Origin of the sequence: Allobosea sp. (assembly GCF_035999205.1) — a bacterium.
Classification (GTDB): Bacteria; Pseudomonadota; Alphaproteobacteria; order Rhizobiales; family Beijerinckiaceae; genus Allobosea.
Map to the genome: position 1 here is coordinate 248,251 of NZ_DASYHA010000021.1, position 13,712 is coordinate 261,962.

Annotated in this window: 12 protein-coding genes; 7 read left to right on the forward strand and 5 right to left on the reverse strand. The window is 68.0% G+C overall.

All coding sequences use genetic code 11. The annotated features are described in order from the left end of the window. Both VGN82_RS11810 and VGN82_RS11815 read right to left on the reverse strand, forming a co-directional pair. Complete coding sequence (locus VGN82_RS11810; RefSeq protein WP_327527208.1) at nucleotides 1–1,017, reverse strand: AMP-binding protein; 1,017 nt, start codon at nucleotides 1,015–1,017, stop codon at nucleotides 1–3. Between the two features lie 11 nt (nucleotides 1,018–1,028). After that, complete coding sequence (locus VGN82_RS11815; protein ID WP_327527209.1) at nucleotides 1,029–2,897, reverse strand: extracellular solute-binding protein; 1,869 nt, start codon at nucleotides 2,895–2,897, stop codon at nucleotides 1,029–1,031. A 240-nt stretch (nucleotides 2,898–3,137) separates the two neighbouring features. On the opposite strand from VGN82_RS11815, the gene VGN82_RS11820 reads away from it, so the two are divergent. Then, nucleotides 3,138–3,926 carry an invasion associated locus B family protein gene (locus tag VGN82_RS11820; RefSeq protein ID WP_327527210.1) on the forward strand — a complete coding sequence of 263 codons (789 nt, stop codon included), beginning with the start codon at nucleotides 3,138–3,140 and terminating at the stop codon, nucleotides 3,924–3,926. Between the two features lie 106 nt (nucleotides 3,927–4,032). Here VGN82_RS11820 and hspQ read toward each other — a convergent pair whose 3' ends face one another. Together hspQ and VGN82_RS11830 are read right to left on the reverse strand one after the other, a co-directional pair. Then, entirely contained in the window at nucleotides 4,033–4,362 is a 330-nt protein-coding gene (gene hspQ / locus VGN82_RS11825; RefSeq protein ID WP_327527211.1) for a heat shock protein HspQ, read from the reverse strand. Nucleotides 4,363–4,484: 122 nt separating this feature from the next. Continuing rightward, the gene (locus tag VGN82_RS11830) at nucleotides 4,485–5,534 is read right to left on the reverse strand and encodes an HpcH/HpaI aldolase/citrate lyase family protein (protein WP_327527212.1); all 1,050 of its coding nucleotides are present in this window, start codon (nucleotides 5,532–5,534) and stop codon (nucleotides 4,485–4,487) included. Nucleotides 5,535–5,805: 271 nt separating this feature from the next. Here VGN82_RS11830 and VGN82_RS11835 point away from each other — a divergent pair, with 271 nt between their 5' ends. Both VGN82_RS11835 and VGN82_RS11840 read left to right on the forward strand, forming a co-directional pair. Then, a complete protein-coding gene (locus VGN82_RS11835) occupies nucleotides 5,806–6,777 on the forward strand; it encodes an AEC family transporter (protein ID WP_327527213.1) in 972 nt (323 codons plus the stop codon). A 33-nt stretch (nucleotides 6,778–6,810) separates the two neighbouring features. After that, on the forward strand, nucleotides 6,811–7,923 hold the full coding sequence (locus tag VGN82_RS11840; RefSeq protein WP_327527214.1) for a CaiB/BaiF CoA transferase family protein: 1,113 nt from the start codon (nucleotides 6,811–6,813) through the stop codon (nucleotides 7,921–7,923). A 12-nt stretch (nucleotides 7,924–7,935) separates the two neighbouring features. Here VGN82_RS11840 and VGN82_RS11845 read toward each other — a convergent pair whose 3' ends face one another. Beyond that, nucleotides 7,936–9,111, reverse strand: coding sequence for a UbiH/UbiF family hydroxylase (locus tag VGN82_RS11845; protein ID WP_327527215.1), 1,176 nt, complete (start codon nucleotides 9,109–9,111; stop codon nucleotides 7,936–7,938). 183 nt (nucleotides 9,112–9,294) lie between these two features. On the opposite strand from VGN82_RS11845, the gene VGN82_RS11850 reads away from it, so the two are divergent. The 4 genes from VGN82_RS11850 (at nucleotide 9,295) to tmk (ending at nucleotide 13,677) form a co-directional block, all read left to right on the forward strand. After that, nucleotides 9,295–10,269 (forward strand): quinone oxidoreductase family protein, encoded by a 975-nt coding sequence (locus tag VGN82_RS11850; RefSeq protein WP_327527216.1) that lies wholly within the window; start codon nucleotides 9,295–9,297, stop codon nucleotides 10,267–10,269. Between the two features lie 257 nt (nucleotides 10,270–10,526). After that, complete coding sequence (locus VGN82_RS11855; RefSeq protein ID WP_327527217.1) at nucleotides 10,527–11,726, forward strand: septal ring lytic transglycosylase RlpA family protein; 1,200 nt, start codon at nucleotides 10,527–10,529, stop codon at nucleotides 11,724–11,726. 47 nt (nucleotides 11,727–11,773) lie between these two features. Beyond that, nucleotides 11,774–13,018 (forward strand): D-alanyl-D-alanine carboxypeptidase family protein, encoded by a 1,245-nt coding sequence (locus VGN82_RS11860; RefSeq protein WP_414644277.1) that lies wholly within the window; start codon nucleotides 11,774–11,776, stop codon nucleotides 13,016–13,018. An 8-nt stretch (nucleotides 13,019–13,026) separates the two neighbouring features. Next, entirely contained in the window at nucleotides 13,027–13,677 is a 651-nt protein-coding gene (gene tmk, locus VGN82_RS11865; RefSeq protein WP_327527218.1) for a dTMP kinase, read from the forward strand. Nucleotides 13,678–13,712 lie beyond the last annotated feature (35 nt).

The following is a 13,712-nucleotide window of genomic DNA, read 5'->3' on the forward strand; positions in this document are numbered from 1 at the left end:
TCAGCGACGGCTCACCGAGATCTCCGCGGCGCTGGTGACGTCGATGTCGACGATCGCGACGTCCTGCCGATCGATCGCCGGCCGGGCCCGGTTGCCGACTGCGCGCTGCACGAAGACGAGGCTCGCCAGGGCGGGGTGGCTTGCGAGACGCGAATGCGCCAGCGCCGGCTCCATCGTCCCGGGCAGCACAAGGTGGACGTTGCGGCCGCCCTCGATGCAGGCCTGAAGGTCGCCGAGGCTGAACAGGCCGAGCGGCAGCAGTTCGACGCCTGTCAGCATCGCCATGGCCGGTCCGCTCGCCAGTGCGGCGAGATCGCCCCCGACCAGCGTCGTGACGATCCGCGACGAAGCCATGGGTTTCAGCAGGCGCGAAATCTCGAGCGCCTTGCCGAGCACCTCGCGCTCGGAGATCTCCAATGGGCCGGTCAGGGTCGCCGCATCGACGACGCGGAGCATCATGCGCTGTTCGACCTCGGGCAGGGGATGCAGCCCGGCGCTGTCCATCAGCGTGTCGAGCGGCCCGATGCCGTCGGGCACCTGCGCACCGAAACCGCCGACGAAGCGCGTCCCGAAGGCCCTGACCGCAAGCTCCCGCAGCACCAGCAAGGGGCGCAGCGTCCCGACGCGGCTGACGCCGATCGCCATCACCGCCTCGGAGGCCTCGATCAGGCGCAGCAGCTCGAGCTCGTTGCCATGCAGTGGCATGAGCATCGGCGAGAGTCCGGCGCGCAGGCAGGCGAGCACCGAGATGATCGCCTCGGGACCGAGCGGCGCGAGGATGGCGACGCGCGCACCGGGCTGCGCCCGGTTGAAAGCGAGCAGGCGGGCAAGCTGGTCGACCTTCGTCTCGAGCTGGCCGAAACTCAGCGAGTTCGGGATCGTATCGCTCCAGCCCTGGCGACCGGGCGGATCGCGCAGCGCCGGCTCATAGCCGCGGCCCGCGGTCAGCGCCCGCAGCAGCGTGTCGAAATGCAGGCCATCGAGCAGGGCGGCAGCTTCGTCCTGTTCGGCCCGCATCGAAAGCTCTTTCAGTTCGCGGGCGCCGGCGCGGCCGGACGGCGCGCCAGGGCTTCGGTGGAAAGGAAATAGGCCGGCTTGCGCGCGGGAAGCACGATGTCGCGCCCATGCGCCAGCCAGGTCTCCGGCAGGTAGTAGAGCGGCACGACATAGAAACCCGAGAGCAGGAGCCGGTCGAGGGTGCGCGCCGCTGCGACGAAATCCTCGCGCTCGCGGGCGGCCAGCAAGGCCTGGATCGTCGCATCGACCGCTGGCGAGGCGACGCCCGCATAGTTCAGCGCGCCCTTGCGTGCGGCATTGGCCGAACCCCAGCGCCCGACCTGTTCGTTGCCGGGCGAGGCGGAGACCGGCCAGGTCCACTGGATCATGTCGAAATCGAAGGCTGCGAGCCGGCGCCAATACTGCACGTCGTCGATCAGGCGGACCGTGACGGCGATGCCGAGCCGGCCGAGCGACTGGGCATAGTTCAGCGCGAGCCGCTCCTGCGGCCGGTTGGTCACAGTGATCTCGAAGGCCAGCGGATCTCCGCCCTTCATGTGACGCAGTACGCCGTCGACCATGCCGTAGCCGGCCTGGTTGAGCAGGTCGAGCGCTCGGCGCGCCTGTTCGCGGTCGCGTCCCGAGCCGTCCGTCGCCGAGGGTGACCAGGTGCCCGCCAGGATGTCCTCGCGTACGGCTCCCGGAAAGGCTGCAAGCAGGGCCTTCTCGCGTGCGTCGGCCGGCACGCCCAGCGACGACAGTTCCGATCCGGAGAAGAAGCTGCCGGCCCGGCGATAGACGCCATGGAACAGGTTGCGGTTGGCCCATTCGAAATCGAACAGGATGCCCAGAGCCTCGCGCACGCGGATATCGGCAAAGAAGGGGCGGCGGGTGTTGAAGACGAGCCCGGTCATGCCCTTTGGCGACTCGAATTCCAGCGTCTCGCGGAGGATCCGACCGTCCCGCACGGCCGGCACGTCATAGCCCGTCATCCAACGCGTCGGATCGGGTTCGACGCGGACGTCGTAGAGACCGGCCTTGAAGGCCTCGAACAGGGCGTTGGCGTCGCGGTAGAAATCGTAGCGGATCTCGTCCGCATTGAAGAGCCCGCGCGTCAGCGGGTGGTCCTCCGCCCAGAAATCCTTGCGCCGCTTCAGCGTCAGCGTCGCGCCGGGCACGATGTCGCTGACGACGTAGGGGCCGGAGCCGAGAGCCGGCTTGAAGCTGGTCTCGCCGAAGGTCTCGGCATTGGTGGCATGCTTGGCGAAGATCGGCATCGCGCCGATGACCAGCGGCAATTCGCGGTTGGAGCCGTCACCGAGTTCGAACTCGACGCGGCGCGGGGAGGGCGCCTGCGCCTTCGTGACGCGGCCCAGGCTGGAGCGGTGGAACGGCTTGCCCTTGGTCTTCAGCATCTCGAAGGTGAACAGCACGTCCTGCGCCGTCACCGGTTTGCCGTCGGAGAAGGTCGCCCGTTCGTCGATCTCGAAGGCGAGCTTCGTCCGGTCATCGTTGAGCTCGACGCGCGAGGCCAGAAGGCCGTAGGCGGTGAAAGGTTCGTCGGCCGAACGGAACAGCAGGCTCTGCTGGACATAGCGCGGCACGGCATCCGGCGCGACGCCGAGAACGACGAGTGGATTCAGGCTGTCGAAGGTGCCCTGCTGGCCGAAGACGATGCGCCCGCCCTTGGGGGCATTCGGGTCGGCATAGGGCAGATGCGCGAAGCCACGCGGCAGCGCCGGCACGCCATGCATCGCGATGGCGTGATCGCTGGCCGCGAGGCCAGGCTGCGGCGAATCGGCACGCGCCAGCGCCCCCATCGCGAGGATGAGCGCAAGCATGGTGAAGATCGTTCCGGCCACGGCGCGTGAAACAGCGCGGGCCACTTGCAGCAGATCCATCGTTCAACCTGATTCCCGCGGTGAGAATAACATGCCAGCGCCCCTGTCGCGCAGCTATTCGGGCTGGAATCCCGTAGCGGAACTCGCTAAAGCCGAGCCAAGGTGTCATGCAAACGCCTCAATCGCCCCTGATGTGCACGGCTTGCGATAGCCGGCGCGGATATGCGATGGGGCTGTCGGTGGTGACGCGCGCGGCTTGCGAAGTCGTGATCCCGAATTCGCCTGATAAGGAAAGACCAGATGTCCGCTTCGTTTCGCCTGTCCACGCGTGTCCTGAGCATGGCCCTCAGCACGGCGATCGGCCTCGCCCCGATGGCGTCCTTCGCCCAGCAGGCGCAGCCGCGCCCTGCCGCTCCGCGCGCCGGCCAGCCTGCGCCCGCCCAGCAGCCGGCCCAGGCGCCCGCCGGCCAGGCCGGAACGGGCCCGACCGTGGTTCAGGTCAAGCCCGAGCCGTCGCAGACCGCCTGGACCAAGGTTTGCGGCAAGGACCAGGCTGCCAACAAGGAAATCTGCTACACCACGCGCGATTTCGTCTCGGATCAGGGCCAGCCGGTGCTGGCGGTCGCGATCTATGACGTCAAGGGCGACCCCAACAAGATCGTGCGCTTCCTGATGCCGCTCGGCCTGCTGCTGCAGCCCGGTATCCGCTTTGGCGTCGACACCGCTCAGCCGACGCCCGGCCGCTTCGCCATCTGCTTCCCGAATGGCTGCTTCGCCGAGGCGCAGGTCAAGGACGACTTCATCAACGCGATGAAGAAGGGCACGACGCTGAGCATCAGCGTCCAGAACCAGGGCGCTCGCGAGGTCTCCTTCGCCATTCCGCTGACCGACTTCGCCAAGGGTTTCGACGGTCCCGCGATCGATCCGAAGGTTCTCGAGGAGCAGCAGAAGCAGCTTCAGGACGAACTCGCCAAGCGCCAGGAAGAGCTGCGCCAGCGTCTCGGCGCCGGCGGCGCCAACGCGGCTCCCGGCGTCCCTGGCGCCGCGCCGGCTCCGGGCGCTGCCCCGGCCGTCCCGCCGAAGCCCTGATAGCTGGGCATCGACCCAAAAGATGAGGCCGCCCGGAAGGGCGGCCTTTTTTCATTCGAGCACCGGAATCGGAAAAGCCGCAGCCGCTGCGTCGGCAGCCCCGGATCTAGTTGAGGCCCGCGCGGTCGATCGTATAGCGGCCCTTGCGGTCGCGCCGGAAGAACTCCTTGGCCTGGGGATGGCGCACCGGGCGGCCGGTCTCGTCGATGACCAGGTTCTGCTCCGAGACATAAGCGACGTACTCCGTCTCCTCGTTCTCGGCGAAGAGGTGGTAGAACGGCTGATCCTTCGACGGGCGCAGATGCTCGGGGATCGCCAGCCACCACTCCTCGGTGTTGGAGAACACCGGATCGACGTCGAAGATCACGCCCCGGAACGGGTAGACGCGGTGCTTGACCACCTGTCCGATCCGGAACTTGGCGGAACGTGCTTCCATAACTGGCGAATCCATACTCGGGCGACGAGAGCGAACGAACGCGGACAAAACTCAAGCCTCGCGCTTGCGTGAGAATTGCGTCGCAAATGCGTCAAAATCAACCGTTCCGACGCAGCTCGCGATCACATCCCGTAATGTCCGGCCAGAGCCGGGTCCCGGTCGGCGACCTGGCGCGCGAGATCGACGATCACCTTGGCCTGTTTCCAGGTGGCGTCGTCCTGCATCTTGCCGTCGATCATCACGGCGCCCGAGCCGTCCGGCATCGCCTCGATGATGCGCCTGGCGAAGGAGACCTCGGCCGGATCCGGGCTGAAGACGCGCTTGGCGATGCCGATCTGGGAAGGATGCAGCGTCCAGGCTCCGGCGCAGCCGAGGAGGAATGCGTTGCGGAACTGCGCCTCGCAGGCGTCGGCATCGGAGAAGTCGCCGAAGGGGCCATAGAAGGGCTTGATCCCGGCCGCCGCGCAGGCGTCGACCATCTTCGCCAGCGTGTAGTGCCATAGGTCCTGCTGGGCGACCGCGCGCGGAGCGCCGTCGGGGGAGGGGTCCGCGATCACCTTGTATTCGGGGTGCCCGCCGCCGACCCGCGTCGTCTTCATCGCGCGGGAGGCGGCGAGGTCGGCCGGCCCCAGGCTCATGCCATGCATGCGCGGCGAAGCGGTCGCGATCGTCTCGACATTCTTGACGCCCTCGGCGGTTTCGAGGATCGCGTGGATCATGATCGGCTTGGGGAGCTGGTGCTTGGCTTCGAACTGCGCCAGCAGCTGGTCGACATAATGGATGTCCCACGGCCCTTCGACCTTCGGCACCATCACCACGTCGAGCTTGCCGCCGATCTCGGCCATGATCGCGGTGATGTCGTCGAGGAACCAGGGCGAGTTGAGCGCATTCACCCGCGTCCACAGCCCGGTCTGGCCGAAATCGACCGCCTTGCCCATCGCGATGAAGCCGTCGCGCGCCGCCTGCTTGGCCTCGACCGGGATCGCGTCCTCGAGATTGCCGAGGACGATGTCGACCTGGCCGGCGAGTTCGCCGACCTTGGCGCGCACCTTCTCCAGATGCGGCGGCACGAAATGAATCATGCGCTCGAGCTTGAGCGGGAGCTCGCGAAAGGGCTCCGGCGCGCCGATCGCGAGTGGGCGGAAGAACTGGCGCGGCGTCTTGGTGGTCATGGGAGCGGCTCCATGCTGCGTCGCGGCAAATGTGACGGAGCGCGCCTGTGCCGTCCATCGTCCATTCGGCGGCAAGGGGCAGGCGATAGGCAAGAAGGCCTAGGATGAAATTCCAGCCATAAATTCCTAGGTATTCTTTCTGCTCATCGCCCGCGATCTGCGGCCACGGCGCCGATGCAGCTTGTGCCGCGGGGCTTAACGGCTAAACAGCGACGAACTCGAATGTCGATCCAGCTGCGGGGTCGGCGCAGCCGCTGGGATTTTCGCCTGCATGGCCGACCTCGCGAACATCGCCAATCTCGTGGCGCCCTTCTTTGGCTTGATCCTGCTGGGCTTCGTTATCGGCTGGCGCAAGCGCCTGCCCGAGTCCGGGCTGATCTGGCTTCAGTTCTTCCTGATCTACGTCGCGCTGCCGCCGCTGTTCTATCGGCTGATCGCCGACAAGCCCGTGACCGAGCTGGCCAATGGGCGCTTCATCCTGGCGACCACGCTCTCGACCTTGCTGGTGTTCCTGCTGTCGCTGGCGATCGGCCTCCGGGCGACGCGGGGGGACCTGCCCCAAGCGGTGATGCAGGGCGTCGCCGGCTCCTATTCGAACATCGGCTATATGGGGCCGCCGCTGCTGCTGGCGGCGCTCGGTGCAGAGGCGAGCGCGCCGCTGGTGCTGGTCTTCGTCTTCGACAGCCTGCTGCTGTTCTCGCTGATTCCGTTCCTGATGGCACTGGCGGGCGTCGAGAAGAAGAGCCCGCTCGACACCGCCCGCCGAGTTGTCTGGCAGGTGGCGACGCACCCTTTCAACATCGCGACGCTGCTGGGCGTCCTCGCGGCCTGGACGCATTTCGAGCTGCCGACGGCGCTCGACAAGATGACGCTGTGGCTCTCGCAGGCGGCAGCGCCCTGCGCGCTCTTCCTGCTCGGCGTGACCGTGGCGCTGCGGCCGATGAGGCGTCTGCCCGTGGAAGTGCCTGTCCTCGTCGCGATCAAGCTCCTGCTGCATCCGCTGCTGGTCTGGGTGGTGCTCTCCGCGATCGGCAGCTTTCCCGATGTCTGGATCTACACGGCGGTGATCATGGCGGCGCTGCCGCCGGCCCTGAACATCTTCGTGATCTCGACGCAGTACAAGGTCGGCATCGAGCGCGCCTCGGCCTGCATCCTCGTCGGTACCATCATCTCGATGGTGTCGCTGACGGGCTTCCTGTGGCTCGTGAAGACGGGCAGGATGGCGGCCGACCTCTTCCCATGACCGCCGGCATGCCGGCTCCATGCCGGGATGCCGATGCTGCCGCTGGACGACCTGACGGTTCTCGACTTCTCCACCCTGCTGCCGGGGCCTCTCGCCAGCCTGTTCCTGGCCGAGGCCGGGGCGCGCGTAATCCGGATCGAACGGCCCGGCGGCGAGGAGATGCGCCGCTTCCCGCCCCGCTTCGGCGAAACCTCGGCGCCCTATGCGGTGCTCAACCGTGGCAAGGCCAGCGTCGAGATCGACCTGAAGACGCAGAATGCGCTGGCTCGGCTGACGCCGCTGATCGCCCAGGCCGACATCCTGATCGAGCAGTTCCGCCCCGGCGTGATGGAGCGGCTCGGTTTCGGCTACGCGGCGCTCTCCCGGATCAACCCGCGCCTGATCTATTGCTCGATCAGCGGCTATGGCCAGTCCGGTCCGCGTTCGGCCGAGGCCGGACACGACATCAACTACCAGGCCGTCGGTGGTTTGCTCGGCCAGTCTCTGAAGCGCGGCGAAACTCCGCCGCTGCCGCCACCTCTCGTGGCCGACGTCGCCGGCGGCACCATGCCGGCCGTGCTCAACGTCCTGCTCGCCCTGCGCCAGCGAGAGCGCAGCGGACGGGGTTGTCATCTCGACATCGCCATGGCTGACGCCATGCCGACCTTTGCATGGTACGGACTGGCTCAGGGGCAGGCGGCGGGCCGCTATCCCGAAGGCGGGGAGGGGCTGCTGACGGGCGGTAGCCCGCGCTACGGCCTCTATGCCACGGCCGATGGCTGGTTCCTGGCCGTCGGCGCGCTCGAGCCGAAGTTCTGGGAGGCGTTCTGCGAGGCGATCGGGCTGGAGGAAGCCCTGCGCGACGATCGGCGCAACCCAGAGTCGACACGCACCGCGATCACCAGGCTGATCGCGGCCCGGCCCGCGCCCCACTGGCGCGAACTGCTCGAGCCGCGCGATTGCTGTTGCACGGTGGTGCGGACGCTGGAGGAAGCGCTCGCCGACCCGCATATGACGGCTCGCGGCCTGTTCGACGCGCAAGCCGAGGAGCCGGGCGGCCGCCGGCTTGTCTCAACGCCGCTGCCGCTCGCGCCGGTGTTTCGCGAGAAGCTGGCGCCGTTGCGGAAGGTCGCCGCCAGCGGTGACGATACGGACGCGCTGCTGTAGGGCGAAATCAGCTCAGCCGCGCATCCCGCCGGCCAGCCCCTGCCGCATCACGAGCCGCCGCAGCGGGCCGATCCGCGACAGCGCCAGGAGACCCGCCCCGCGCAGCAGGTCGGCCGGCAGCAGGTCGGTGAGCAGCGTGCGGTTAAGCGCATCGACCGCGCCGGTACGCAGGCGGACATCCGCCGTCCGCGCCCGGTCATAGGCGGCGACGACGAGCGCGGAACCCGGATCCGCCGCATCCCCGATCGCCTCGCGCAGCGCCATCACGTCGCGCAACCCGAGATTAAGGCCCTGTGCGCCGATCGGCGGAAAGACATGCGCCGCCTCGCCGATCAGCACCATCCGGCCGGCGCCAAAACACTCGACCGAGAGCCCGCCCATCGGGACCCGCCCGCGTGGACCGTCGAGCCGCATCGCGCCGAGCAGCGAATGGGCCTGGGTCTCGACTCGCCGCGCGAAGTCCGCCTCGCCCAGCGCTGCAACGGCGTCGGCCTCATCGGGATCGAGCAGCCAGACCAGCGAGGAGCGGCGGCCGGGCAGGGGGACGAGCGTGAACGGGCCCTTGCGGGTATGGAACTCGGTCGATGCGTCGCGATGGTCTCGGCTGTGGGCGAAGATCGCGGTCAGCGCGCTCTGCGGATAGAGCCAGTCGCGCGCCGCGATGCCGGCCGCGGCTCGCACGCGTGATCTGCGGCCATCGGCGCCGACGACGAGGCGTGCCCGCAACGGGGAAAAACCCTCGCCGGTCAGCGTGACGCCCGCCTCGTCCTGGGCGATGCCCGACACCAGCCCCGGCACATGCCGGATCGCGCCGGTCTCGCGCAGCTTCGACGCGAGCGCCTCAACCAGTTCGGCATTCTCGACGTTCCAGCCGAAGGCATCGAGCCCGACCTCGCTGGCGCGGAATTCGACCGGGGGCTGGCGGAACAGGCTCCCGGTATCGTCGACGAGCCGCATCACGGCCAGCGGCGCCGACCGATCGGCGAGGATTTCGGCCAGGCCGAACTCGGCGAGCAACCGCCAGGAGCCGTCGAGCAGAGCAATCGTGCGGCCGTCACGGGGGGCATTCATCGGCCCGAGGACGGCAACGCTGCGCCCCGCCTGCGCGAGCGGGAGTGCGGCGGCAAGGCCGACGGCGCCAGCGCCCACGATGGCGATATCGACCTGGGTGTCGGCGGGAGTGCTCATCCGCCTTGGCTAGCCGAAGACGCGGGCCTTGGCCACAGGCCGGCGCGTCGCAGGGCGAGGCGAGGGCGGCTCCGCAGGGCAACACCCATCGCACAGACGTGATGCGCCGGCCGCACGGCCATGCCGTTGCGCAGCGAGCCCAAGGCCTTATGGTCCAGCCACGAATTTCGAGGAGAACACGTCATGGTCAAGGCGATCCGCATCCATAAGACCGGCGGGCCGGAGGTTCTGCAGCTCGAGGACATCACGCTCCCTCAGCCTGGCCCCGGCGAATTGCGGGTCAAGAACCGAGCCATCGGACTGAATTTCATCGATACCTATTTCCGCAGCGGGCTTTACGCGGCGGCTCAGTTCCCCTTCGTGCCGGGCAATGAGGGCGCGGGCGAGGTCGTCGCGGTCGGCCCCAACGTCACCGAGTTCAAGCCGGGCGACCGTGTCGCCTATGTCGCGACGCTTGGCTCCTATGCCGAGGAGCGCAATGTCGCGGTGAATTCGACCGTGGCGCTGCCTGAAGCGATCTCCTTCGAGGCCGCCGCCAGCATGATGCTCAAAGGCATGACGGCGGAGTACCTGCTGCACCGGACGTACAAGGTGAAGGCCGGCGACACGATTCTCGTCCATGCCGCCGCCGGCGGCACCGGGTTGATCCTGTGCCAGTGGGGCAAGGCGCTGGGCGCGACGGTGATCGGCACCGTCGGATCGAGGGAGAAGGGCGAGCTCGCCAAGGCTCATGGCGCCGACCACGTCATCCTCTACCGCGAGGAGGATTTCGTCGCCCGGGTGAAAGAGATCACCGGCGGCAAGCTCTGCGACGTGGTCTATGACGGTGTCGGCAAGGACACCTTCCTGCCCTCGCTCGATTGCCTGCGGCCCTTCGGCGTCCTGGCCAGCTTCGGCAATGCGTCGGGCGCGGTCGAGCCGTTCAATCTCGGTCTGCTCGGCCCCAAAGGCTCGCTCTATGTGACCCGGCCGACGCTGTTCACCCACATCGCCAAGCGCGAAACCATGGTCGAGATGGCGAAAAACCTGTTCGGCGCCGTCGCCTCCGGCAAAGTCGTCGTACCCGTCAACGCCCGATTCGCTCTCGCCGACGCCGCGAACGCGCACCGGGCGCTCGAAGGGCGTGGCACCACCGGCTCGACCGTGCTGATCCCCTGATCGATGCCCTGCGAGGCGTGGCGCCGCTGCAACGGCGCCCCGGAATCGTGGCGATGCTGTGGAGCGGGTTGACAGCTGCCGCATTTCCGACACCTTTGTGCCCGCTCAAGGGCAGACGGGGATAGCCTCGTTGGCGCTGACGCGACTCGTCGCCCGGCATTAACGATCCCTTAATGGAATTGACCGAAAACTCTGGCTTCGCCGCGTTGCGGCGTGGCCGGCACAATGTTTTTCGGCGCAGAAAGCGGAACGACGGCATGATGCGAGGCGATCGCCTTTCGGCACCGGAAACCCCTTCCGTCGCGACCGATACGGGCACCGCTCCGTCTTCCAGAGATTTCGCCCGCCGCGCAGCACGAATCGGCTGCGTCGCCCTGGCCGGCCTCGTCCTCGCCAATTGCGCCAACGACCAGGTCGCGCGCCGCAAGTCGAAAGAGATCGGCGCCTTTCCGTCGTCGAAATACGGCCCAGCCAGCCCGCGCGTCATCGCCGAGGGCGAGGAGGTGCCGAAGGGCGGTGGACGCCAGCTCGTCGGCAAGGCCTATTCGGTCGCGGGCAAGCGCTATACGCCTTACGAGAAGCCTGTCGGCTACACGGCGATCGGCACCGCATCCTGGTATGGCGAGGCGTTCCACGGCCGCCGCACCGCCAATGGCGAGGTCTATGACCGCCGCAGCATCAGCGCCGCGCATCCGACGATGCCACTGCCGGCGTATGCGCGTGTGACCAACATGCTCAACAACCGCTCGATCATCGTGCGCGTCAACGACCGCGGTCCCTATCATGGCGGCCGCGTCATGGACGTTTCGCAGGGGACGGCCGAGGCGCTGGCCTTCCGCCATCTCGGCACCGCCCGGATCAAGCTCGAATATCTGGGCCAGGCCTCGCTCGCCGGCTCCGACGACAAATTGCTGCTCGCGACGCTCCGCACCGATGGCCAGCCGGCGGCAATCCCTGGCACGAGCGCTCGCACCATGGTCGCAAGCTCCTCCGGCGCCGCTTCGAGTCGCTCTCAAAGCGCCGACCTCGACGAAACGCCGGCCGAAACGACCGTATCGCGTCCAGTCGCCCAGACCTATTCCACCGCCTCGAGCGAGCCCTCGGCCCGCGCCTACGCGCCGCAGGGCTATTCCACCGCCTCGGCCGAGCCGCTGCGGACGATTTCGCCGAGCACCCCGGTCGCGGCCTCGATGGTCTCGACCGCGTCAGCTGGTGGCGTTCCGGTGCGCGGCGCGCCGATGCCTCCGAGCCGTCCTTTCGACCTCGATACCATCGCCAACGCGAGCAAACCCGTTCTGGTTCCAGCCATGATGCGCTCGACGCTGCCGCCGACCAGAAGCACCGTGGCGAGCCTGTTCACTGCTCCCGATCGCGCGCCGACGGAGCGCTTCTCGGCGTCGCACCCGCTGAACCGCGCCCTCGTGCCGCAAGCGCTCCAGCCGCTGTCGCGGAATTGAACCGTTAGAGCTTGACCGGCCGCGCCCGGCTCTGCTTCAGATCGGGCATGCGCGCGCCCGGTCATCCTGCTGACAGGCTTCGATCCGTTTCGGCCTCGATAGGCGATCGGTTGCGCGTCTGCGCGCTGGTCATCGCGGCGCTGCTGGTGCTGGCCGCGGCAGCCATTTCGGCGCCCCACGCGCTCGCGCAGAGCTTCCAGTCGCCCGCTCCCTTCGCCGTTCTGCTCGATTCGGCCAGCGGCACCGTCCTTTACGAGAAGGCCGCCGACGAGCTGATGGTGCCGGCGAGCCTCGCCAAGATCGCGACCGCGCTGGTCGCCTTCGAGGAGATCGCCCAGGGCCGCCTGACGCTCGACAGCGAGATCGGCATCTCCGAAAACGCCTGGCGCAAGGGTGGCGGCGTGTCCGGCGGCTCGACCATGTTCGCCCAGCTCAACAGCCGGGTGAAGCTCTCCGACATCCTGCACGGCATCATCGTCCAGTCCGGCAATGACGCCTCGATCGCGCTGGCGGAAGCGATTGCGGGCGATGAGGCCACCTTCGCCCGGATCATGACCGAGCGCGTCAGGGCGCTCGGCCTGACGAAATCCGTCTTCCGGAACGCAACCGGGATGGGCGATCCGCAGCAGAAGGTCACGGCGCGCGAGATGGCGCTGCTGTCCGACCACATCATCAAGACCTATCCGGACCTCTACAAGATCTTCGGCCAGCGCGAGTTCACCTGGAACAAGATCAGGCAGCAGAACCGCAACCCGCTGCTGACGATGGATATCGGCGCGGATGGCCTCAAGACCGGCAACATCGACGATGCCGGTTTCGGCCTCGTCGGCTCGGCGGTGCAGAACGGCCAGCGCCTGATCGTGGTCGTGAACGGGCTCAAGACCGCACGCGACCGTGCCAATGAGGCGCGCAAGTTGCTCGAATGGGGCTTTCGGGCGTTCGAAGCGCGCAAGATCTTCGAGGCCGGCGAGATCGTCGGCGAGGCCAGCGTCTTCGGCGGCGAAAAGGGCAGGGTCGGATTGAAGGCCAAGGGCCCGGTCAGCCTGCTGCTGCCACGCGGCAGCAGCGAGCGCCTGAGCGCGCGCATTGTCTATCGTGGCCCGCTGATGGTGCCGGTCCGCGAGGGAACGGAGGTGGCGCGGCTTCTAGTGACGCGCGGCGACGTCAAGACGCTCGACATCCCCCTCTATGCGGCCGAGACGGTGCAGGCCGGGACCTTGCAGAGCCGCGCGCTGGATGCGCTGATGGAGGCGGCGACGGGCTGGGTCCGCAAGGCTCTGGGCCGCAGTTGAGGCAAGCCGTGACACCGGGACGTTTCATCACGCTCGAAGGGGGCGAGGGCGCCGGCAAGTCGACGTTGGCGCGCAGCCTCAAGGACCGTGCCGAGGCGCTCGGCCTGCGCGTGACGGTGACGCGCGAGCCCGGCGGCTCGCCCAAGGCGGAGGCGATCCGCGAGGTGATCCTGTCCGGCCGGGTCAAGCAGCACGGGCCCTTCGTCGAGGCGCTGATGTTCTCGGCCGCGCGCATCGATCATATCGACCGGCTGATCCGCCCCGCCCTGGAACGGGACGAATGGGTGATCTGCGATCGTTTCATCGATTCGACGCGGGCCTATCAGGGGACGCTTGGCCGTATCGATCCCGGCCTGCTCGCCGAACTGGAAGCCGTAACGATCGACGGGCTGATGCCGGACCTGACGCTCATCCTCGACCTCGACCCCACGATCGGCCTCGCGCGCGCTGCGCGCCGCCGGGCACCGGGCGAGGGGACCGATCGCTTCGAGAGTGAGACACTGGCGTTCCATCGCACGTTGCGGCAGGCCTATCTGGATATTGCCGAACGCGAGCCTGCGCGCTGTGTCGTGCTCGATGCGGCGCAGCCTCCGGCCACGCTGGCGCAAGCTGCCTGGACAGCGATCCGCGACCGCTTGCCGATGCCGCAGACCGCCTGACGCGGCCGGGGCTTGCTCTCGCGAGCAGGCCGGAT